We start from the raw sequence: 23,596 nt of genomic DNA on the forward strand, positions 1-23,596 counted from the left end.
CACTAAATCCAAAGTATGAGTGTAATCCGGTATCGAAGAACAATTCATTACTCTGAACCAGTGGCAAAGTTAAACATTTATTTTCTTCTTTTCGCAGAGGTCGCTTTACTTTTCCTTTCTGGGAACACGAAAACCGTGTTATAGTCCCCGTCAAAGGCGACTACGGCATCAAAACTCTTGCCCTGCTTGCTCTTGAATCCTTTGAGCAGTTTCGTGTGTCCGTCGGTGAGCAGGTTTTTGATTTCATCATCAGAGAGGGTGCGGTTTGCTTTCAGGCGGAACACGGGCAGACCGCACTCCGCGTTGTCGCAGCGGACGACCTTGCCGTAAAACTGCATCGTCCCCGCTCCGCACTTGGGACACTTGCAGCCGGAATCCCTGCGGGCGAACAGCTTGTCGCACGACAGCAGTTCGGAGGTAATTTCCCGTGTATATGCCTCAATCTTCCTGCGGAAGTCATCGGCGGGCAGTTCCCCACGCTCGATGCGTGCCAATTCCTTTTCCCATTCGCCCGTCATGGCGACATCGGCAATACGCATCGCCTTCACGACCGAGTAAAGGGCAAGCCCTTTTTCGGTGGGGACAAGCGACTTCTTGCAGCGTTCCATATAGCCGCGCTTGAAAAGCGTTTCGATGATGGACGCACGGGTGGCGGGCGTGCCGATGCCGCAATCCTTCATAGCCTGCCGCAATGCGTCGTCCTCTATCTCCTTGCCAGCCGTTTCCATCGCGGACAGCAGGGTGGCTTCGGTATGCAGCGGCTTGGGTTTGGTCTTTCCCTCCGTGATGGAGGCGGCTTTCAGTGCCAGCGTGTCGCCTTCCTGCCAACAGGGAATGGCGGCGGTTTCCTCTTGGCTGTTGTTCTCTTCTCCATTCTCCTTGCCATAGACGGCACGCCATCCGGCTTGCCTGATGATGCTGCCTTTTGCCACGAACTCCACTCCGGCACACTCTGCCGTGACGGTGGCAGTGTCCTTGACGCATTTTTCGGAGAAAGCCTCAAGCATGCGCCCGGCTATCATGTGATAGACGGTGCTGTCCTCTTTGGAGAGGAACAGCGGCTTCTCGCCCGTGACGAGCAGGGCATGGTGGTCTGTCACCTTGCCGCCGTCCAGGCTGCGGCGTGTCGGCACGGCTTTCGGCTGCAACTTGCCCTTCCATTCGGGCAGGCTGCCGATGAAGGCAAGCAGCTTGGGGATTTCCGCGAACACGTCTTCGGGAATGTAGCGGCTTCCGGTTCGCGGATAGGTGATGAGCTTCTTCTCGTAGAGCTTCTGCGCGATTTCAAGCGTCTGTTCCGCCGTGAAGCCATGCTTGGCGTTGGCTTCCTTCTGGAGCGTGGTCAGGTCGTACAGGAGCGGTGTTTCCTCCGTCTTCTCCTTGCGTTCGGCTTTCGTGACGGTGGCTGTGCCTGCCGACTTCACCTTATTATACAGTTCCGTCGCGGACTCTTTCTCTTTCCATTTTTCGGAAGAGGAAAACTTCACCGTTCCTTCATCGCAGCCGTCCGTTGCGATATGGAGCTGCCAGAAGGCTTCGGGGGTAAAGCGGCGGTTCTCCCAATAGCGTGCGCACACCATCGCCAACGTGGGTGTCTGCACCCGCCCGACGGAATACGTGCCGTGTCCGGCGGCGATGGAGAGAGCCTGCGTGCCATTGATGCCCACGAGCCAGTCGGATTCGCTCCGCGCTTTGGCGGCGAGGTAGAGGTTGTCATACTTGCTCCCCGCTTCGAGGTTGCGCAGTCCATCGCGGATGGCCTTGTCGGTAAGCGAGCTTATCCAGAGGCGCACGAAAGGGGTGGCGCATCCTATGTAATGGTAGAGGTATCGGAAGATAAGTTCGCCCTCGCGACCGGCATCGGTCGCCACGATGATCTGCTCACTGTCATTGAACAGGCGGGTTATGGTTTTTATTTGTGCCACTACGCCGCTGTCGGGTTTGTAGCCCTTCTCAGCCTTTACCTGACGGGGTATGAGCGTGAAGGAGTCGGGGATGACGGGCAGGTTGTCACGGACAAAGCCGCGTATGCCGTAACCGTCGGGCATGGCAAGCTGGACGAGGTGCCCGAATGCCCATGTCACGGCGTAGCCGCCTCCCTCGAAATATCCTTCCTCTCTCTTTGTCGCGCCCACGATACGGGCGATCTCACGTGCCACAGACGGCTTTTCTGCAATGATTGTCTTCATATTTTTCTGTCGTTTTGAATTTTACAAATGTTACTTCGGATTTAGTGGCGGACACCGGATTACATCTTCATGCCCTTATTGTTTTTCTTTTGCGGCTTCTCCTGCTGCTGTTGCTGTGCGGTGTCCTTCGGGGCGGTCTGTCCCTTCCGCAACGGCTCCTTCAGGTTCTTGGTAGCCTCGTTGGTCTTGCCCTCGCTGTTCACCGCCACCTGCGTGCGGCTCTCGTTGGAAGGCGCGACCTTCTGCGCGTTGTCGGGGTTGGTGTCGTAGCGGTACGGGCGTCCCTTCTCCGGGTTGAACCTGATGTACATCGTGGCGTGGAAGCCCTGCTTGTCGGTCACGTTCTCCAGTTTCACGGCTTTGCCAGCCACGTAGTCGGCTTTCTGCTGCTCGGTGAAGTCCACGCCGCTCCATTTGCTGATGGGGCGGATGCTGCCGTCGGCGTTCGTCCACGTGTTGCGGCGTTGCTCCTTGTTCGTGTTGGCTGTATTTTCCGTACCCTGCGCCTGTCCCTGTGCGGGGTTGTTCTTGGCTTCCTGTGCTTGTGCGGCACGTGGCGACCTGCCGGTTCCCGGCACGAACTCCACGCCGCGCTGCTCCACGTTCACTTGCAGGGTGGTGACGAACTTCCTGCCGTCCTTGCGTTCGATGAGTTTGTCGCGCACAGGCAGCCCGGCACGCAGCATGTCCTGCTCCTGCTTGGTGATTTCCGTCTTGCCGATGCGCTCCGGTATGCGCACCTTGTTTGCCGGGACATCCGTGATTTCGTTCGTCTTGCGGTCGATGCTGACGAACGAGGGGATGATCTCGCCCGTTTCCCTGTCCACGAGGTCCACAACCCTGCCGAGGTTGCCCGTTTCGCGCAGGTTCTTCCGGTCGTCGTCGGAGAACTTGTGTTCCTTGTACTCGTCGAGTTTCTGCTCCTTGCGGATGAAGTGCGGCACAAGGCTGACGTTGCCCTCGCCGTCCTTCTTGAAGGAGAGGCGGGCATCCAGCTCGAAAGCTTCTCCGCCGAAATTGGGCGACACCCTCACCAAGTCGGACTTGCCGTAGTTGAGCATCCTGTCAAGGTCGCCCGACTTTTCAAGGTCGTCGCGCTTCACGCCCCATTTCTCCTCCAACTCCTTCCAGTTGATCTTGCTCTCGTCGATGGGTTGGTAGCCCCGGTTGCTCTGCGCCTGCTGCGGGTTTTCCTGATTCTGTTCGTTTTTCTGTTCCATTTCTTCCTGTTTTTTAGGTTCGTCATCTTGTTTCTGTCCCGGTTGTTCCTGCTTTTCGGCGGACTGCTCCTCCTGTACTTTCTTTTCGTAGCCGGAGGTGTCCACCTTGTGGGGCGCAAGCATCTCCTTGTTGCCCTCGGGGTCTTTCAGCAAGTCCTTGATAACTTCCAGCAGCTTGTCGGCTTGGTCCGCCGCGACACGGTAGAAACCGAAGCGGCTGGGTTCCTTGCACTGCCGGAAGAAGTTTTTGAAGAAGTTGTCCAGCACGTCTCCGTGCCTGTCGAATTGCAGGAAACTCTGCGCGTTCTCCGCCTTTGCGGGGGTACGCTTGGGTGAGCCGTCGGCGTTAAGCCCGGCTACCACGCTAATCTCGCCCGTCTTCTCGTCGCGGACTATCAGCACGTCTTTTTCTGTTGTTTTCTTTGCCATTTGAAAAATGTTTTAATGGGTTATTTATTAAAGAAATTATGGATACGCGCCTTGTAGAAGGCTATATCTTCCTTGCGGAAATCCTTTACGTGTTCGGAGAGGAATGTCAGTACGTCCTCCTCGCTGTAATAGGTCTTTTTGCCGAGCGTCTTGTACGGCAATGCACCGATGCTGCGGTAGCGCTGCAGGGTACGCTTGCTTATCTGGAGCAGCATGCAGAGGTCTTGGTTGTCGAACATCCTGATACTTTCCATCGGGTTTGGGGCTTTGCCGGACGGTCGCAGGGAGAGCAGCAGCTCGTCCTGACGGTCGAGCCGTTCCATCAGCTTCTGCATCCAGTCCTCAAAATTGTTTCGTGTAAGCAGTTCCATATCTTATGTCCTCCTTCCTTTGGGTTTGCCGCCGCCCGTGCGCAGCGTGTGGTTGCGTTTCAGTTCCGTCAGTGTCGCTGCATCTTCTGCCACGGTGCAGTCTGCGAGCAGGCGGTCTATTTCCGACCGGCGGTAGCGGCATTTGCCGCGCAGCACGATATAGCCGATGCGCTGTTCGCTGCGCATACGTTGGAGGGTACGGGTACTCACGTTCAGCAGGTGCGCCGCCTCGCGGGTGGTGAGCAGCATGTCGGAAGACTCTCCCTTCCTCTCACCGGAAACGGCACGCACATAGACCGCTATCTCGGCTATCTGTTCCGTCAGGGCGGTGAAGGCGGAACTTTCAATCGTTATCACTTTCATATTTTGTCCTTTCTTTTGTTTCTCTGCGGCAAAATTCGGCAATAAACAAAAGGGGCTTTAACAACTCATTACGTGACTCACGTAAGATTTTCTTTGAAAGTGACTCCGTAACCCGGACAACCGGCGCAACAAGCTGCCGTATAGCGGAAAACGGCACGCATTCAAGGCGGCTGCGTTACCTTTGCGGTAAATCATTAAATGTTTTGGTATATGGAAATCGTATCTATCGAGAAAAAGACCTTCGAGATGATGCTGGCGTCATTCAACGCCCTCTCGGAGAAAGTCGCCGCCCTCAGGCGCAAAAGCGACGGCGGGCGGCTGGAAAGGTGGCTCACGGGCGAGGAGGTCTGCGGGCAGTTGAGAATCAGCCCGCGCACGTTGCAGTCATTGCGTGACAGGCGGCTTATCGGCTACTCGCAGATGAACCGCAGGTTCTATTACAGGCCGGAGGAGGTCAGGCGGCTTATTCCGCTTATCGGCACGATCTATCCCGATGGAAAATGACTCTGTTTTTATTAACCACTTAATCCGATGTTATGATGAACGAGAACAACGAGGTTTTCTCAATGGAGGACGAGCCGGTTGCCACCGCGATACAGAATATGCTCAAAGGCTCCAAATGGCTCTCCGCATTTTTGGAAAGTTACCGTCCGCCACTGGACGGGGAACATTACCTGACGGACAGGGAGGTGGCGGAAATGCTCCGGGTAAGCCGCCGCACCTTGCAGGAGTATCGCAACAACAGGATGCTGCCCTTTATCCTTCTGGCAGGTAAGGTGCTTTATCCCGAATCGGGACTGCGTGAACTGTTGGAGGCGAATTACCTCAAGCCGCTGGAATAAGGCGGTTGCATGAAAAAAAAGGAAACGGACAGCACCCGATGGTGTTGTCCGTTTCCTTTTTCGTTGTCTGTATGCGTGTTCAGCAATATCCGGTTTTCCCGTTCTGTATGAACATCACGTATGCCTGCCTCTTTTCCTTTGAGAGAGCCTTCTCCACCAGCCACATGCGGAACACGTGTGTATAGTAGGTGTTCAGCCGGAAGGCTACTGGAATGATGATTTCAAGCGAGTAAACATCCGCGTACAGGCCGTTTTCAAGCTGTATGTAGCGGCATACCTCGTAGTCGTTCAGCACGTCCGACTTGCGGACGGCTTTGATGGCGGCGTTCACTGCCGGGACGGTGGCATGGAACTCTTCGGCGATTTCCCCGGCGGTCATCCATACCTCGTTACCGGTTACGCTGACCGTCTTGTCCTCTATAATGATTATGTCACGTTTCATGGCGTCTCTGTTTTAGATGGTACATCCTGCAAATTCCTCGATTTGGTTCAATCTTGCGGCAAGGTTCTCCATGTCTTGGTTGAGCTTCTCTTTGGTTATCTTCGCGTATATCTGCGTTGTCTTTATACTCTTGTGTCCCAGCATGGAACTGACTGTTTCGATGGGTACACCGTTGGAGAGGAACACCGTCGTGGCTGCCGTATGGCGGCTGGTATGCCACGTGATATGCTTGGTGATGCCGCAACGCTTGGCGACGGCACGGATCCCGGCGAGGCACGTGTTGTAGTGGGGAACAGGGAAAATCCTGCCGTTTTCGCACAGCCCGCGGTATTTGTCGATGATTTGTTTCGCAATGTCAAGCAGGCGGATGTTAGACACCACGCCCGTCTTCTGGCGGTTGATGTTTATCCACTCGTGTTCATCGAAGTAGGTGCGGATGTTCTCTTCCGTCAAATTGCGCATATCGGCGAATGACAAGCCCGTGAAGGCGCAGAACAGGTAGAGGTCGCGGTATAGTTCCTGTTTGGCGTTCTTCAGTTTACCTTCCATCAGCAGGCGGATTTCGTCTTTGGTCAGGAAACTGCGTGTCGTTTCCTCCTTCTTGATTTCATACTCCCTGAACGGGTCGCGTGTGAGCCATTCGTTGTTGATGGCGATGAACACCATCGTCCGAAGTGGGCATACATACAGCCACACGGTATTGGTGCAGCAGTGTTTGTCCGTGCGCAGAAACATCTCGAAGTCGGAAATGAAAGCGGGGGTAAGCTCTTTCAACGCGATGTCCTTCACGTGGTAACGGATGTTGAGAAACTCTTGCAGGTGCTTGTAAACGGTCTTGTACTTCAAGAGTGTGCCTTTGGCTTTCATGCCTGCTTCCACCTGCTTGGCATAGTCCTCGTTGTGTTGCTGGAACACCTGCATCAGCGTGTGATAGCGGTGTTCCAGTCCGAGAAAGGCGTTCTTCACCTTCTCTGCCGTGACGAAGTTGTCACGCTCCATGATTTCCTGATAGTGCTTGTTGATGCGCACCCGCATCTTGTCAAGCATGCGGTTCGTTTCGAGTGCCGCCGTGCTTCTGCCCGTGACACGTCCCCCTTTGGTGTCCCACAACTTGGGATCGATGGTCAGTTTGCAACTGAATTGCGTCTGGCTGCCGTCCACCGTGATGCGTCCCATGACGGGAACCGTCCCGTCTTTTTTCACTACCTGACGTTTGAGGTAGTAAATAACTGAAAATGTACTCTTCATCGTCCTTAATTTTTTTTGTTCAAAATTAGTTGGTGAAGAGCCCTCCTCTGATACGCAAATCGCGGAAGAACGGCGCAATCTTTTTTTGTTACCGGATTTTTTGCGTGAGTTGTCAGTAACTCACTAATCCTTAAGGCCTTGTTTCGTTATTCGTGTCCATTTCGTCACCTATTGGGCGTGGTTACGAACAAGTAACGTAGCTCCGTCTTGATTTGGCTTCGGCGTGGATTGTAATGGCTCTCAGAATAATTGGCAGCGTTAATGAAACCCCTGTAAATCAAATCCATTACCATATTCTTCCGCATTTCACTTTTTTGTAATAACTTTGCCCGAAAAAGTTATGCCCCGGTACGGCAAAAATCCGACGGGATTTGAGCGGCTTATACAACAACAATTCAAAGTCCAGCCGTATAATAATAATACAACGGAGAGCATCTAAAAAAAGATTATATGGAAAACAGATTAAATGTAGGTATCACACACGGAGATGTAAACGGTATCAGTTACGAGCTAATCATAAAAATGATGGCAGAAAACCGGATTTGTGAAATATGTACTCCTATCCTCTACGGTTCTTCAAAAGTCGCAGCCTATCACCGGAAAACTTTAAATATCGAAAATTTTAATCTGAATAGCATACAAACACCGAGAGAAGCGAACCCCAAACGTTGTAATGTAATCAATTGTATCGACGATGCAGTAAAAGTCGAATTGGGTCAGGAAACGGCCGAATCGGACAAAGCTGCCATGATCGCCCTGAAAAAAGCTCTGGATGATCTGGATCATCAGGGAATCGAAATCATCGTTGCAGCACCCCAGGGGATCGAATCTTTCAAAACAGAAGGTGCCTACGGATGTCCGGACTATCTGGCCAAACGATACGGCGTTAAAAATGTTATGCCGGTATTGGTCGGTACAAAAATGAAAATCGGATTTGTTACAACGCATATTCCCTTTAAGGAAATTGCAGCCAATATTACGCCGGTCAACATACTCAGTAAGCTGAAGATGCTCGACAATACACTTAAAAAAGATTTTACCATACGGAAACCCCGTATTGCCGTATTGGGACTAAATCCCCATAGCGGAGAGAACTGTCTCTTCGGAGAAGAAGAAAAATCCATCATCATCCCGGCCATTGAAAAAGCAAGGGAAAACGGAATTATGGCTCTCGGCCCTTATTCCCCGGAAAACCTGTTCAAAGGTACGGATTACGAAAAATTCGATGCTATACTGGCTTTGTATCACGATCAGGGCATGGTTCCTTTCAAAACGATAGAAGGCAACGAAGGGGCAGTCCTTATTGCCGGGCTTCCGATCGTATATACCTCAACCGTATCGGGAACAGCTTACGACATCGTCGGCCAGAACCAGGCGGATGAAATCGCTTTGAACTCGGCATTATACCTCGGCATAGATGTATTCAACAACAGACAACAAAATGCGGAATTGACTGCTAACCCGCTACAACATTACGACGTCGCCGGAAATGCCAATGAAAGCGACCTGAATGTCGAACAAATCGCAGGTGTCAAAGATTTTCCGGAAGATTAATTTCCTCGAAAAACAATTATAAAAAAGGGTGGCAAATTTTACAGCCACCCTTTATTTATACCAGAATCAATCATTTATAACCCGTTTGATAACCTTAAGATTATGGGTATACCGTTTCAATTCCTCATTGAAAATTCCCTGATGATCGATTTTATCTACCCGTACCCGCCCGGAAGCATGAATGATCCGGTTTTGTTCCCACAATATGCCGACATGAGTAATAGCCCCAGCATCATCTCCGAAAAACGCAAGATCACCTGGTAAAGCTTCTTCTACAAAAGAAAAATTCTGCCCGCAATTAACCTGCTGGGAGGCATCCCGGGGCAAATCGATACCGGCAATACGATAGACAATCTGTGCCAAACCCGAACAATCAATTCCATACGGCGAACGCCCTCCCCACAAATAAGGGGTATTATAATACATCAACGCATATTCGATAATCAATTCCCGCAAACTGTCTATCCCGACATCCTTCGGACGTGTAACCATCGTATACACATCTTCCCCGATCAGCAACTTACGGCTATCTGCTTCTAAAAACGGAAGAACGCTCCCGGAAACAATCAGTTTATTGCCGTAATCCCCCTCCTTCGTAATAATATTAAAAACTTCGGTTGTCAGAACAGGAACATCGGTCCGATATTTTTCCGCATATTCATCACTCACCGGTTTACACATCTTCCGGTCGATCCACCCCTCATAACCGTCATGCAGCAATTTCACATACACCCATTTTTCGGCAACCTCCGATATTTCATATAATTCACCGAACAATATTTGCGAAACCATCTCGCTTCTTTCCGACTGTTCCCGACGCATGGGAACAATACTCAAATCTGCTATTCCGAAAGCCATCTTTATAGATTAGGAATTATAATAATACATCAAAATCAGTTGATCTATTCAAATATTGTAAAAACTTTTTTAGCAAATTGCAAAAATGATAAACAAGTCTATAGACTTAAGCCAGGCAACCCCCAACTTCGAACAAAGGTAATAAATTATTCAAAAATATCAGGGAATATAAGGATTTACCTGTTGTGTCCATTTCATCTTCTTATATTCGTTATTCATATAAGGATAAGCCTCCTGCGGTATATAAACAGTCAGACCACTATAAAAATCAATGGCAGAATAAGAACCGTTACCTGCCGAATAATAGCCGGGAGTATGAGCCTTATACACAATACATGCATTCAAAGCAGCCTCTATCTCTCCGACACGCTGAGGATATAACGTTTCCAGGTAATCTCCCAAATCGAAATACAGATTATTCCAGCCGTATCCGTAACGTTGTATATGACCGATATCAAGATGCTTTTCACCGTCGACACCGGCCAGCAACTCTTTGGCAAGATTCGCCAATGCTTCCATTTTCGACACATCAAGAACCGTAACTGTCGCAGAACGCCATGCACCGCTCAGTTTATCGTAATATTCGTAAAACTCACGGGCAACAGCCGTTAAATCCGGTTTTTCCTTCATCAGATGACCCATCATCGTTTTATATACGAAACCGGGCACCAATACTTCGGCCGGAGAAAATACCAGATAATCGGCACACTCTTTAAACTCGTAAGCAACTTCAACGCCTCCCATCAAACAGGCATCAAAAATAACAAAAGACATCTTTACGGGCAAAGCCGTTACAAAATCACGGACCTCCATTTCTTCTCCTTTATCGGATATAACCGAACGCGGACGGGCCAACGTATTGACAGGAAGCCAACCGGAAGCATGTGATAAAACGACCAAACCGTAAGACTGAGCCGGATATTCATCTACAATCTCGGACAATACCCGGCGAAAAATAACCGGATCGGCAGAATTACTTTCTTCATAGCGTTTCACTTCCCGGGCAACGGCTTTCCCGTTCTCCCACAATATTTCCGTTAAGTAGGGCTCTCCCTGCGGATTATCCGAATTACTACCCTTAGGTCGCGGGTCTGCATAAACCAATAAATGACCGGTGAAACTTTCTTTCCACCCCTCTGTCAACCCGGCAATCTTTTCATCATCCTCCCCGCTGAAATTATTATCTACACCCAAATATACAATCACAGTCCGATCTGCCATAGGAGGAGTATGTTTGTCGTCACTACATCCCCAAAGTCCCAGAAACAATAATAGTATACCTATAATCCGCATCATGCTATTCAAATTAAAATTCGAGTATACGGATTATTTTTCAAAAAGTAAAACATCGGTAGCAAAATTATAGATTCTGATTGTAAATTGTAGATTGTAAATCCGATTCCAGCCTGACAGATAATAAATCTTTGATTTTCAATTGCAAATTAATATATTTTCAGACCCGATAAATATCCGCTTGATTTACCGTTCGAATAACATACATCGAAATTAACCGGGAATCAATACTTATATAAAATACCACCTGCTTGAAATTCATCCCTCAATGAAAAACCTATCTGTAAAATCCCTGATCAAAAATTTTCTGATCACTGAACGAATAAGGAAATGCCGACTGATGTATCCCGCGTTTTTTATTCGGCCTATGACTCATATCGAATTGCAAAGTCGTACCTTTTATCAAATCTCCGTAACTAAAATAGTTTTTGTCATATTCTCTCCCATCCACCCTCAAACTCCGGATATAACAATTCTCCGGAGTATTGTCCGGAGCCGATATTTCAATTTTATGACCGTTTTCCAATGTAATCGTTGCTTTCCGGACCAGCGGCGCTCCGATGACATATTGATCGCTACCGGGACATACCGGATAAAAACCCAAACTGGAAAACACATACCAGGCCGAAGTTTGTCCGTTATCCTCATCCCCGCAATATCCGTCGGGAGTCGGACGATACATCCTCTCCATCGTCTGCCGCACCCAATATTGAGCCTTCCAGGGTTCACCGCCATAATTATACAGATAGATCATATGCTGTACAGGCTGATTACCATGAGCATAATTTCCCATATTCATTACTTGCATCTCGCGGATTTCATGAATAACCCCGCCGTAATAACTATCGTCATAAACCGGTGGAACGGTAAATACGGAATCCAGCATATATACAAAAACATCACGCCCTCCCATTAAATCCTGTAACCCTTTCACATCGTGGAACACCGACCAGGTATAATGCCAACTGTTACCTTCTGTAAACGCATCCCCCCATTTCAATGGATTAAAAGGCTCCTGAAACCGTCCGTCCTTGTTTTTACCACGCATCAAATTATGAGAAGAATCAAACAAATTTTTATAATTCTGTGAACGTTTTTCATACAGACCAGTCTCTTCTGCCGACCGGCCAAGCTTCCGCCCCACCTGGGCAATACACCAATCATCATAGGCATACTCCAACGTACGGGCTGCACTTTCGTTAATTCCGGCATCATAAGGTACATAACCTAAATTGTTATAATACTCATAGCCATACCGCCCGGTCGATTTCACCTGCGGATGACAACTGTTAGCAGTAGACAACATCGCTTCATACAAAGGCAACTGAATATCCCTGGGAGTAATATCTTTGAGGATAGCGTCAGACACTACTGAAGCCGAATTATTTCCCACCATACAACCGCGATGTCCCGGCGACGCCCATTCCGGCAAAAAACCGCTTTCTTTATACGTATTGAGTAATCCTTCCTGTATCTTAGCATTCATCGAAGGATAAGCCAGATTCAGTAAAGGAAATAAACAACGGAAAGTATCCCAAAAACCCGTATCCGTAAACATATAACCCGGCAATACCTTTCCGTTATAAGGACTGTAATGAACAGGACGTCCGTTTTCGTCAAATTCGTAAAAGCTACGCGGAAATAAAACAGAACGATACAAACAGGAATAAAAAGTGCGCATCTCATCCAGGCTCATTTCAACATCAAACACACCTAAAATTTTATTCCATACTTTCTGTCCTTCTGCCTTTACCTCTTCAAACGTTTTATTCTCCAATTCTTTCAGGTTACGTTCGGCTTGTTCATAGCTGATAAAAGAAGAAGCCACACGAGCCCGGATTTTTTCTCCCCGCCGGGTTTTGAAGCCGATCAAAGCCCCCACGTGATCGTCCTGCACTTCCCTGCCGTCACACACCTTTCCATCTTTCCAAATATGCCATGCATCCGGGGTATCTTCAAACTCAACGACGAAATAATTTTTGAAATTCGCCGGCACACCGCCACTATTACGGGTTGTATAACCCATAATCTTATTCTCTTCCGGAATCACTTTTATATACGACCCCTTATCGTAAGCATCGATCACGATATATCCCTCGTCCGTTTCCGGAAAAGTAAACCGGAAGTAAACTGCCCGCTCAGTCGGTGTCATCTCTGTCACAATATCGTGTTCAGCCAGGTATACGCTATAATAATAAGGTTTGACTACTTCCGCCTTATGTGAAAACCAACTCGCCCGGTCCTCCTCCGTAATTTTCATTCCCTTCACAGGCATAAGGGAAAACGTACCGTAATCATTGATCCACGGACTGGGCTGGTGGGTCTGCTTAAAACCGCGCAAACGATAATGATCGTATACATAAATCCATCCATCTCCCATCTTGCCGGTCTGGGGAACCCAGAAATTCATCCCCCAAGGACGGGCTATTGCCGGATAAGTATTGCCGGTAGACAACTGATATTCAGACAATGTCCCCATTAAAGGATTTACATAGTCCGAATAATCTTTCTCCTCTGCCCTTACCGGAGAATGATATCCCCAAACCAGAGCCAACAAAACCAATAATACAACCGCCTTCTCTTTCATAAACTTTGATTTTAACGAATAAACACACATTATTCCTTCGTCATGGAATACGGCTTCTGTTCCTTCGTAAACAGCCGTTTCTTATTCGGAGTAGCCCCCATCTCAAAATACAATTCCCCGCCTTCACGGAGAGCCTCGTGAGTAAGATAGGCTTTTTTATACTCTTCTCCATTCCATTTTACAGACCTCACATAACGATTTTCAGCACTCACACGGGGAGCCTTAATCACCAGTTTTTTACCATTTTCAAGATGTACGGTCATCTCTTTAAAACAAGGAGCTCCCAATACATACTGATCCGAGCCCGGACAAACCGGATAAAAGCCCATGGCCGAAAAAATATACCAGGCCGACATCTGCCCGCAATCGTCATTCCCGCAAAGCCCGTCGATATTATTCCGGTACATCCGGTCCATTATTTCACGCAAACGATACTGTGTTTTCCAGGGTTGGGAAGTCCACATATACAGGTACGGGATATGCTGGCTGGGCTCATTACCGTGTACATAATTCCCCATCAACCCTTCCGCTGTAATATCCTCTGTATTTGCATAATATTTAGCCGGTAATTCCATTGTAAACAAAGAATCCAATCGTTCGATAAAACGTTTATCTCCTCCCATAAAAGCCTTCAATCCATTCACATCCTGAGGTATATAAAAAGAATAATTCCAGGAATTACCTTCAATAAAACCCTGTCCATGAGTATCCAAAACATCAAAATCCGCTTTCCAATTTCCGGCCCTGTCCCTCGGACGAATAAATCCCAGCTTCGGATCAATCAAATGTTTATATGCCTTTGCCCGCTTGAAATATTTGTTCGCTATCTCCTGCTCGCCCATCACCCGGGCCATATTATAAATGGCCCAATCGTCGTATCCGTATTCCAGTGTCACAGATGCCGAACTACTACTTCTTTCCTGCGGTACATATCCTGATTCCATATATTCAGCCAATCCTTCCAGATAAGGCACCGTAGAACTACTCACAACCGCCTCTAATCCCAGTTCCCTGTCCATTTCGATTCCTTTTACACAGGCATCCGCCACAACCGAAGCTCCGTGATATCCGATCATACACCAGTTTTCATTGGCCATATGAGACCAAATCGGTAGCAATCCGTGTACGCTCTGCCGGTAATGAGCCAAAAACGAAGCAACGATATCTTTGCTCAAAGAAGGATAAAACAAATTGAACAACGGATGCAAAGCCCGGTAGGTGTCCCACACGGAAAAAACGGTATAATTGGTAAAATCACCGGCTTTGTGTATTTCATGATCCACACCCCGGTACAAACTGTCGCAATCCATATAAACCGAAGGATTGATTAATGTGTGATAAAGAGAAGAATAAAGATTACAGGTCCGGTCATAATCCCCTGTCACATCGACCACACTCAAAGCATTTTCCCACTTTTGTTCTGCCTGTCGACACAATTCATCAAAACTCCTTCCTGCAGTTTCAACCTGCAAATTGTTCAATGCACCACGACTACTCACCGGAGAAAGAGCCACCTTTATTTCCAGTGTCTCTCCGCCGGAAAAATCAAAATCGAAACAGGCAACGACATTCCGTCCGCCGATTTCCGGAAAATTCCGGTAAACATCAAACTTCCGCCACATACCATTGTAAAGCAAAGGCTTCATCTCCCGGTAACCATAACTCTTTATCGGCTTGGAAAAAGTAATTGCAAAATAAGTATAATTCACCCGGGCCCAGCCACTCGTTATACGATAGCCCGTTAACAACGTATCATTCTCTATCCGCAAATTGGCCCACAACACCTTTCCATCGTAATTATAAATACCATGCTTCAAATCCAGTATGATATGTCCGTCACCCTCCGGAAAAGTATATTTATGTACCCCTACCCGTTCCGTCGTCGTCAATTCGGCCTTCACACCATAATCCTCCAACACAACGGAATAATACCCCGGACAAGCTTTTTCCGTTGCATGTGAGAAACGGGAACGATAACCGCTATCCGGATTTTCCGCTGTCCCCGGATTATATTTTACCGGTCCGGTCACCGGCATTAGCAAAATATCACCCAGATCCGAATGCCCCGTCCCATTAAAATGAGTATGACTAAAACCGACAATCGAACTGTCCCGGTATTGATAACCGGCGCAATATTCATATACCCGGGGTTGATACTTTCCGTCAATATTATGCGGAACAGTGTCGGTATCCGGACTCAATTGCACTAAACCGTGAGGAACGCAGGCTCCGGGAAAGGTATGCCCCATTCCGTTCGTTCCGATCAACGGATTCACATAATCGATTTTTCGTTGAGCATTAACAACACTTCCTCCTACGAAAATCAAAACCAATAACAATACGGATATCCTTTTCATACGAATACGATGCAGATCATTCATTTTTCCGGACACAGGATGTTATCCTCTCCCTCAAAATTAATACAGAGGAAAGACGTCCGATACAAAAATAATCAAACTTCAAAATATCCGTTAATTTTTATAAAAAATACTCCCTAAGTTTAACCAACTTTCAGCACACTTCACAAACACATCCTGCCATTTTTACTCCAAACCCAACTTTCAAACTGAAAGCTGAAATTTAAAATCCTAAACAACCTCTTCAAAACCCTATACAGATCAATATCCACATCAATCGTAAATCAAAAATCATAAATCGTAAATTACACAATAAGTCCGTCCCAGTCATGTTCGGAAGAACAGTCCCTCCAATTTTGGAAATCAAAAAAAACATACCAGTTATTAACAATCATGTATTATTTTGTTAGTAACTAATTGTTTTATAGTGTATTGACTTGTATTTAAATATCTATATTTGTTTTCATAAACAATAGATATATGTCAACCATCTTTAATCAGAAAATTGATTTGATTCAGCTATTGCGTCAGATTCCTGATGAACATATCCTAAAAATAGCCACTAAAAGTAAAGTTGATCATTATGCCAAAGTATTGAATGGCCGTTTGATGTTTTATTTGCTTTTATCAGGAATCCTTCGTACAGATAAATTGAGCCAGCGTGGTCTGGCTGATTCCTTTTCCTCTCCTCTTTTTCGTACTTTATTTAATTTTAAAGGTAAACCAACGATATCCCATAGTTCCATATCCGATCGTCTGTCCACCATGAATACTGATTTCTTCCGGGAGTGCTACGAAACGATCTATCATATTTTCAGTTCTTTATACAGTACGAAAGAGATCGAAAACTTATGTCTTCAGCGTGTGGACAGTACTCTTGTAAGTGAAGCCTGCAATCACCTCAAACAGGGAATGCCGTGCGGCAATCTTTACGGGAAAAAGAAAATGATGAAATATACCATCAATTTTGACGGAATGTTTGCTTCTTTTGCAACGACTCATTCGGGTGATAGTGAAGCCAGCGAATCCCATGTACTTCCTGAGAATGTGCTCAGCCATTTTCAAAAGATAAAGGATCATTCTTCTGTTTATATCCTTGACCGCGGTCAGAATTCTGCCGAAGCATTCAGGACAATGAAAAGTCAGGATGGACTCCTTTTTGTAGGCAGACTGACCGATAAACGGAAAATGCTGGTGGTGGAGGACCTGAAAAAGGGAAATGATGTTTTCACAGACGGAGACCTTCTTGAAGACAAATTGGTTAAACTTTATAAACGGGAAGAAAAACTCAATAAAGAAGGAAGAAAAGTAGTAACAACCAGACTCGTTGATGAAACTTTCCGGGTAGTGCGTTTTAAACCTCAGGGTAAAGGCGAAATTTTACTCATAACTAACTGTCTGGAACTTACAGCTCAGACTATTACTCAGATATACCGTCGACGGTGGGATATTGAAGTCTTTTTTCGTTTTATCAAACAGGAACTGAATTTCAGCCATTTTCTCTCCATGAATGAAAACGGAATACAGATTGTGATGTATATGACCCTGATTACGGCTATGCTGGTGATGATTTATAAACGGGAAAATAATATCGGATATACCACGGCTGTCAGAAGAATGGGCATTGAACTCGAAAATCTGATTATGGCCATTATCGTTATTGAAAGCGGGGGAGATCTGAATAAAACGCAACTCAGACCTCCTGTCTGAAAATTTAGGAGCACTTGAGAAGACCAGAAAAAAAGAATATATGGAAAAAGACAACCATGGACAATATTTTTTCTTCCGAACATGACTGAGTCCGTCCCGGTGTGTTATTTTCTCCCTACCCATTTTACAATTTAAAATCTAAAATTTAAAATCAGAAACAACCTCTTCGAAACTCCTCTACAAATCAGCAATCTCCCCAATCGTAAATCAAAAATCATAAATCGTAAATTACACAATGAGTCCGTCCCGGTGTGTTATTTTCTCCCTACCCATTTTACAATTTAAAATCTAAAATTTAAAATCAGAAACAACCTCTTCGAAACTCCTCTACAAATCAGCAATCTCCCCAATCGTAAATCAAAAATCATAAATCGTAAATTACACAATGAGTCCGTCCCAATGTGTTATTTTCTCCCTACTCATTTTGCAATTTAAAATCTAAAATCTAAAATTTAAAATCAGAAACAACCTCTTCCAAAACTCTATACAGATCAATATCCACATCAATCGTAAATCAAAAATCATAAATCGTAAATTACACAATGAGTCCGTCCCGGTGTGTTATTTTCTCCCTACCCATTTTGCAATTTAAAATCTAAAATCTAAAATTTAAAATCAGAAACCATCTCTTCCAAAACCCCTCTACAAATCAACAATCTCCCCAATCGTAAATCAAAAATCATAAATCGTAAATTACACAATGAGTCCGTCCCGGTGTGTTATTTTCTCCCTACCCATTTTACAATTTAAAATCTAAAATTTAAAATCAGAAACAACCTCTTCGAAACTCCTCTACAAATCAGCAATCTCCCCAATCGTAAATCAAAAATCATAAATCGTAAATTACACAATGAGTCCGTCCCGGTGTGTTATCTCGGATTTATCCGGACACAAAATTACCCATTTTTCAGAGAATTCACAGGATTTGCCGTAGCAGCTTTCCAAGTCAGCATACTTACACAGAGCAAGGCTATAACGAACATCAATATAAAAGCCCCAGCAAATACCCACCAGCTTAATTCCGTTTTATAGGCGAAATCCGATAACCAGCGCAAAACCACAAAATAGGCCACCGGACATACCAAAACGAAACCGGCCAGCAAACGAATCAGGAAATTACGGTTCAGCAACCCCATAATCTGGAATTCGGTAGCTCCCATTACTCTGCGTAAACCGATGCTTTTCGTTTTCTGTTCGATAAAAAATACCACAAAAGCCAGCAATCCCAGACAGGCGATGACAACCGACAAAACCGAAAAGAAGAGCAACTTCAAAGCAAAAACATCTTCCGAACCGTAAAGCCGGGCGTAATCGTCCTCCATAAAACTATACTGATACAAAGTTCCCGGGTAAAACTCCCGATAACAACTCTCAATATACTGCAGGGCTTTTTCCCGGTTTTCAGGCGCAATGCGGATGTAAACATCGATTTGACTATTAAAACCGCCTAGCAAACCCAGGTACATCGGACTAACCGGTTCATGCATCGACCTGAAATTGAAATCTTTTACCACGCCGATCCGGTTACCTCCCAAATAATTCTGCCCAGGAGCTAAGGATGCGATTTCCTTCGCCATCCGCTGATTGATAATAAATTTTTGATTGATGCTCCAACCGATGTCTTTTATCACTTGGTCTGCCTCATGAAAACCTTCTCCTTCCAGGATTTTCAAACCCATTAAATCCAGAAAGGGAACATCTACCCAGGTAACATACGCGGCTCCTTTATTATCCCAACCGCTCACATCCAGGTGAAAACCCCTTTCCCGGATGTTGTAAATCGGATCTTTGGAAGCTCCTACTTTCAGTACCGCCGGATTTTGCAATAAAGCCGTTCTAAAACCGGGATATTTACTATACAAAACCTGTTCCCGGTTCCCATGCACCACGACAATATTCTTCCGGTCATATCCGGTGTCGAAATGCTTCATGTAATTTACCTGTTTATAGATAAAAAGTGTGGATATGATCAATCCCATCGAAACGGCAAACTGTAGAATCATCAATCCGCTTTTAAACCGCTGCAAAGCCAGGCTTTCGTTTCTCTGCGAATTCATCGTGTCGAATCGGTTCAACCGAGTGAGATAAAAGGCCGGAAATATACCGGATAACAAACCGCAAAGTAAAGGCACGGCTACCCACAATACCAGAGCAGACCAAAAGGTGAGTTGAGACATATCCCCCAGACCGATCCACTGTTGCAGGAAAAAGGCCAGTCCCTGGGCTAGCGCCCAAGCCGCGCCCATCGCTATAAAACAGGTAAAAACCGAATCGAATACAAGGAAGGCTATCAGGGAGGTCCGCCCGGCACCCAATATCCGTTTCATCCCGATCGTACGGGATTTTTCAGCTACTTTAGCCGTAGCGATATTGACATAATTGATAATACTTATTCCCAGGACCAGGATGGTAAGCATCATCAAAATACGGAGGTCGTTATAATTGCCGTGATCAGCAAATCCCAAAACTTCGTTATCGAAATAAATATCCGTGTAGTTGCGTATCAAATCCTGGTTTACGGACTGCGAAATCTGATCCTCTTTATAACCGATTTCTTTCAATTTAGCGGCATATAGCTGCTTGAATTTCCCGGTAAATTGTATTCTGTCGGTACCGGGTTTTAACCGGAGGTAGGTTTCGAAATTTGCGAAATCCCACTCTTCCGTCATCTTACTCCCAAACAAACGATTGGCCGTTTCCAGCATTCCCAGAATCCGGGGGCTTCGGATTCCCGGATTTTTTATGTCTTTAAATAAAGCTTGTACGGTCAAAGGAATGTTATGCCGGAGGATTAAAGTTTTTCCGATAGGATCGGACTCGCCGAACAACTGTTTTGCCGCCGATTCACTCAGCAGAACTCCGTCGGGACGGTAAGTGGAATCTCCCCGGACCATGCGGAGGGAAAAAAAGGAAGCATAAGTGGAATCGACCAGAAAAACTTTTTCCCGGATAAACACTTCCTCCGTCTCCTGTTGAGCCGGCACATGTACCGCGGCATTGTTATCCAGAAAAATCCGGCAGTATTGTTCCACTTCCGGCATAACGTCGCCCAACCAAGGAGCGTATGCTCCTCCAGTCAGCCCCCAGGACATCTCCACCCGCACGATATCTTTCCGATGCTCCACATCTGCATCATGATTCCATTCGCCGATTAGATGAGTATACATGACGATGACAGCCGTAAAGGCCAGAATCAAACCGGCGACGTTCACGATAAAAGTAAAAGGCCGGTTCCGTTTTTCCCAAATGAGTTCTTTCAAAGATGTCCACATAACAAAAAAAATTAAGTTTTCTCTAAGTGCTATTCCGTTCTCAGCGAATCGACCGGATTGGCCGTGGCAGCTTTCCAGGTGAGAACGCTCACGCTCAAGACGGCAATGATGAGCATAATCACAAACGCCAGAGCATAAGTGAACAATATAATCAAAGCTGTAAAAGCCAAAGACATTCCGATATTATTTACAATAAAAGAAAACGGTTTATTTCGTTTCAACCGGATAAATTCCCTGACTTGAAGCCACATATATTTTAAAGATTAAAATTCAATTATATACATCAAAATACATACCACTCAATACAACAACCTGATTATTAGAGATTTAAATGTATTTAAAATTTACATTTACGTAAAAGAATTAGACAAACGTGTCTAAAAAAATGACATACCGGGAAAGATGCACTGTGTAATTTCAGCCACAACTCATACAATTATGATTTACGGTCTTTTTTGCAAGAAAAGCGTATAAGTCAATTTAAAATAAAAAAGATTAACCGTGAATAAGCCGGTAAATATTACTGTCTTCTCCGACGATCCATACCAGATCTCCTTCTTCCAATACAGTATCGGCTGTCGGATCATGCAAAGAGGTATCCCCACGTTCCAAACCGACGATAAGACAACGATATTGTTCACGAATACCGGACTCCTCAATGGTTTTTCCGGAAAATACCGATTCGGCATCTATAATAAACTGCCGTAAGTTTACAGCACTTTGACTCAAATCACAATCTTCCTCCGGAATAACCTGCTGTTCCAAATATTCTCCGAATTTCAACAATTGCTCATCACTTCCGATTATCTGAATCCGATCCCGCGGAAAGATACGTTCTTTTCCTCCCGGAATATTCAAACAATAATTACCCCGGAAAAGAGCAACAACCTGCACTCCGAAACGGGTTTTCAACCTCAAATCCGCCAAAGTTCTTCCCGCCCATTTCGATTCCTGGGGAACGATAAAATCGGCCATATGCAAATCGCGGGACAACAGATTTCCGGCAAATCGGGGCACGGCTTTACCTGACGGCCGGGCACTGATATCCCGAATGTTCAGATTACGCAAAAACCGGCGTTCAATCAATATCGACTGTTTTTTCAGATAACGGGAATAGATCATTCCGGCAACAGCCATTCCGGCTATCCCGATCAACAAACCCACCGATATTTTAAACAAAGCCGAAACGACAAACATAACGAAAAACATCGCCAATACAAACCGGAATACGATCAACGACACTAAATATCCCCGGTTAAAACGACCGTCTTCCCACAATATCTGAAACTCCACCGAATGATTTTTTTTAGCGACAATCGCGCGTAAAAAAGGAGCCATACAAGCGATTATCAACACGGCACTCACTATATTCCCCCATATTCCCGGAATATGATTCCGGATAAAAGGCACTAATAAACTAAAGGCCAGAATCAATTCCGCAATAATAATCACAGAATAAACGATCACGATCCTTCCCAAAGCCATCAGTAGTTTTTTCCAGTTACTTTCGTGATTCACTACCTGTGTACCGGATGTATAACGCTCCAATATCCTTTTCCATCTTTTGGGAAGTTTACGTTCGACATACGGATAAGCAGGTTCGGCCAACCGTATCATATAGGGTGTCAAAAAGGTCGTAATCACCGATACGGCCACAACAATCGGATATAAAAAACCATCGGTCACATGTAAAGCAATCCCTAAAGAAGCAATGATAAAAGCAAATTCTCCGATCTGTGAAAGGCAAAAACCGCATTGCATCGCCACTTTCAATGGCTGTCCGGATAAAACCACCCCAAAAGTTCCCAAAACAGACTGTCCGGTCAGAACAGTTAAGGTGATCAATAAAATCGGACCGATATATTCCCAAATCATCCCGGGATCAATCAACATGCCCACCGAAACGAAAAAGATGGCTGCAAACAAATCTTTTACCGGTCTCACCAAATGTTCGATTTTTTCGGCCTCCATCGTCTCCGCCAATATAGACCCCATGACAAAAGCCCCCAAAGCAGAAGAAAAACCCACATAGGTCGCAATCACCACCATCAACAGACACATTCCCAAAACCACGATCAACAACATCTCGTCATTCATCAGCAATTTCGTTTTCCGGAAAAAAGTCGGTATGATATAAATGCCGATAATAAACCACAACATAAGGAAAAAAAACAATTTACCGATACTGTATATCATTTCCGTTCCTTCGAAATTATTTTTTACTGCCATCGTCGATAACAACACCATCAATACAATCGCCAGTAAATCTTCAATGACCAATATTCCCAAAACCAAACCGGCAAACCGCTGTGTACGCAGTCCCATATCATTCAACGCCTTATAAATAATAGACGTCGAAGACATCGCCAACATCCCTCCTAAAAAGATACAATCCATCCGTTTCCACCCCATAGACGAACCAACCAGCATTCCCAGCATGATCATCCCGACTATAATCGTCACTGCAGCAATCACAGCAGGTCCCCCCACCTTCATCAATTTTTTAAAGCTGAAGTCCAACCCGAGAGCAAACAACAAAAAGACAACGCCGATATCCGCCCAGGTTTGAATATTTGCCGTATCTATCACTGTTGGTGTAAAAGAAATGTGAGGGCCGGCAATTACACCGGCAACAATATATCCCAATACCAACGGTTGTTTCAACCGTTTGAAAATAAGGGTAACCACACCGGCCGCCACCAGTATCAAAGCAAGGTCACTAATTAAAGTAGGCAAGTGAGACATACGTCGTCAAATTGATCTACAAAAATAGATATTTCAATACAAACCGCTACCTCTTTTCAATTTTCTTTTTATCGAAAAACAAACATTTCGCAAAGTTTCCCCAACAGAAAAAAGAC

The 23,596-nt window shown here is 45.8% G+C and carries 17 protein-coding genes; 4 read left to right on the top strand and 13 right to left on the bottom strand.

Annotation, left to right across the window (positions count from 1 at the left end; all coding sequences use genetic code 11):
* Positions 1-77 precede the first annotated feature (77 nt).
* From BN8908_RS09520 to BN8908_RS09535, 4 genes are read right to left on the bottom strand one after another with little or no spacing between them, the layout of a single operon-like run.
* Positions 78-2,189 (bottom strand): type IA DNA topoisomerase, encoded by a 2,112-nt coding sequence (locus BN8908_RS09520; RefSeq protein ID WP_005643883.1) that lies wholly within the window; start codon positions 2,187-2,189, stop codon positions 78-80.
* Between the two features lie 59 nt (positions 2,190-2,248).
* Entirely contained in the window at positions 2,249-3,838 is a 1,590-nt protein-coding gene (locus tag BN8908_RS09525; RefSeq protein ID WP_008780589.1) for a DUF3945 domain-containing protein, read from the bottom strand.
* 20 nt (positions 3,839-3,858) lie between these two features.
* A complete protein-coding gene (locus tag BN8908_RS09530) occupies positions 3,859-4,209 on the bottom strand; it encodes a helix-turn-helix domain-containing protein (RefSeq protein ID WP_004308425.1) in 351 nt (116 codons plus the stop codon).
* Positions 4,210-4,212: 3 nt separating this feature from the next.
* Positions 4,213-4,572 carry a helix-turn-helix domain-containing protein gene (locus BN8908_RS09535; RefSeq protein WP_005830221.1) on the bottom strand — a complete coding sequence of 120 codons (360 nt, stop codon included), beginning with the start codon at positions 4,570-4,572 and terminating at the stop codon, positions 4,213-4,215.
* Positions 4,573-4,782: 210 nt separating this feature from the next.
* Here BN8908_RS09535 and BN8908_RS09540 point away from each other — a divergent pair, with 210 nt between their 5' ends.
* Positions 4,783-5,076: a helix-turn-helix domain-containing protein gene (locus BN8908_RS09540; protein ID WP_008645715.1), complete on the top strand. Its 294-nt coding sequence runs from the start codon at positions 4,783-4,785 to the stop codon at positions 5,074-5,076.
* Between the two features lie 32 nt (positions 5,077-5,108).
* Positions 5,109-5,414, top strand: coding sequence for a helix-turn-helix domain-containing protein (locus tag BN8908_RS09545; protein WP_004308430.1), 306 nt, complete (start codon positions 5,109-5,111; stop codon positions 5,412-5,414).
* 79 nt (positions 5,415-5,493) lie between these two features.
* Here the strand turns inward: BN8908_RS09545 and BN8908_RS09550 are convergent, their stop codons facing one another.
* The gene (locus BN8908_RS09550; protein ID WP_004308431.1) at positions 5,494-5,856 is read right to left on the bottom strand and encodes a virulence RhuM family protein; all 363 of its coding nucleotides are present in this window, start codon (positions 5,854-5,856) and stop codon (positions 5,494-5,496) included.
* 12 nt (positions 5,857-5,868) lie between these two features.
* Positions 5,869-7,104 (bottom strand): site-specific integrase, encoded by a 1,236-nt coding sequence (locus tag BN8908_RS09555; RefSeq protein ID WP_068690260.1) that lies wholly within the window; start codon positions 7,102-7,104, stop codon positions 5,869-5,871.
* A gap of 450 nt (positions 7,105-7,554) precedes the next feature.
* On the opposite strand from BN8908_RS09555, the gene BN8908_RS09560 reads away from it, so the two are divergent.
* A complete protein-coding gene (locus BN8908_RS09560) occupies positions 7,555-8,658 on the top strand; it encodes a PdxA family dehydrogenase (protein ID WP_021988284.1) in 1,104 nt (367 codons plus the stop codon).
* A 66-nt stretch (positions 8,659-8,724) separates the two neighbouring features.
* Here the strand turns inward: BN8908_RS09560 and BN8908_RS09565 are convergent, their stop codons facing one another.
* The 4 genes from BN8908_RS09565 to BN8908_RS09580 all read right to left on the bottom strand — a co-directional run bounded on the left by BN8908_RS09565 (position 8,725) and on the right by BN8908_RS09580 (position 15,753).
* The gene (locus BN8908_RS09565; protein WP_021988283.1) at positions 8,725-9,516 is read right to left on the bottom strand and encodes a C40 family peptidase; all 792 of its coding nucleotides are present in this window, start codon (positions 9,514-9,516) and stop codon (positions 8,725-8,727) included.
* Positions 9,517-9,675: 159 nt separating this feature from the next.
* On the bottom strand, positions 9,676-10,812 hold the full coding sequence (locus BN8908_RS09570; protein WP_021988282.1) for a clostripain-related cysteine peptidase: 1,137 nt from the start codon (positions 10,810-10,812) through the stop codon (positions 9,676-9,678).
* A 274-nt stretch (positions 10,813-11,086) separates the two neighbouring features.
* Complete coding sequence (locus tag BN8908_RS09575; RefSeq protein ID WP_068690261.1) at positions 11,087-13,396, bottom strand: GH92 family glycosyl hydrolase; 2,310 nt, start codon at positions 13,394-13,396, stop codon at positions 11,087-11,089.
* Positions 13,397-13,425: 29 nt separating this feature from the next.
* Entirely contained in the window at positions 13,426-15,753 is a 2,328-nt protein-coding gene (locus BN8908_RS09580; protein ID WP_068692199.1) for a GH92 family glycosyl hydrolase, read from the bottom strand.
* 480 nt (positions 15,754-16,233) lie between these two features.
* Between BN8908_RS09580 and BN8908_RS09585 the strand changes: the two genes are divergently transcribed.
* Positions 16,234-17,463 carry an IS4 family transposase gene (locus tag BN8908_RS09585; protein ID WP_068688501.1) on the top strand — a complete coding sequence of 410 codons (1,230 nt, stop codon included), beginning with the start codon at positions 16,234-16,236 and terminating at the stop codon, positions 17,461-17,463.
* Between the two features lie 896 nt (positions 17,464-18,359).
* Here BN8908_RS09585 and BN8908_RS09590 read toward each other — a convergent pair.
* The 3 genes from BN8908_RS09590 to BN8908_RS09600 form a co-directional block, all read right to left on the bottom strand.
* On the bottom strand, positions 18,360-20,735 hold the full coding sequence (locus BN8908_RS09590) for an FtsX-like permease family protein (protein WP_068690262.1): 2,376 nt from the start codon (positions 20,733-20,735) through the stop codon (positions 18,360-18,362).
* Positions 20,736-20,764: 29 nt separating this feature from the next.
* Positions 20,765-20,986, bottom strand: coding sequence for a hypothetical protein (locus BN8908_RS09595; protein WP_021986505.1), 222 nt, complete (start codon positions 20,984-20,986; stop codon positions 20,765-20,767).
* Positions 20,987-21,230: 244 nt separating this feature from the next.
* Complete coding sequence (locus tag BN8908_RS09600; RefSeq protein ID WP_068690263.1) at positions 21,231-23,480, bottom strand: cation:proton antiporter; 2,250 nt, start codon at positions 23,478-23,480, stop codon at positions 21,231-21,233.
* Between the last annotated feature and the right edge of the window lie 116 nt (positions 23,481-23,596).

It is taken from the genome of Culturomica massiliensis (assembly GCF_900091655.1).
Classification (GTDB): domain Bacteria; phylum Bacteroidota; class Bacteroidia; order Bacteroidales; family Marinifilaceae; genus Culturomica; species Culturomica massiliensis.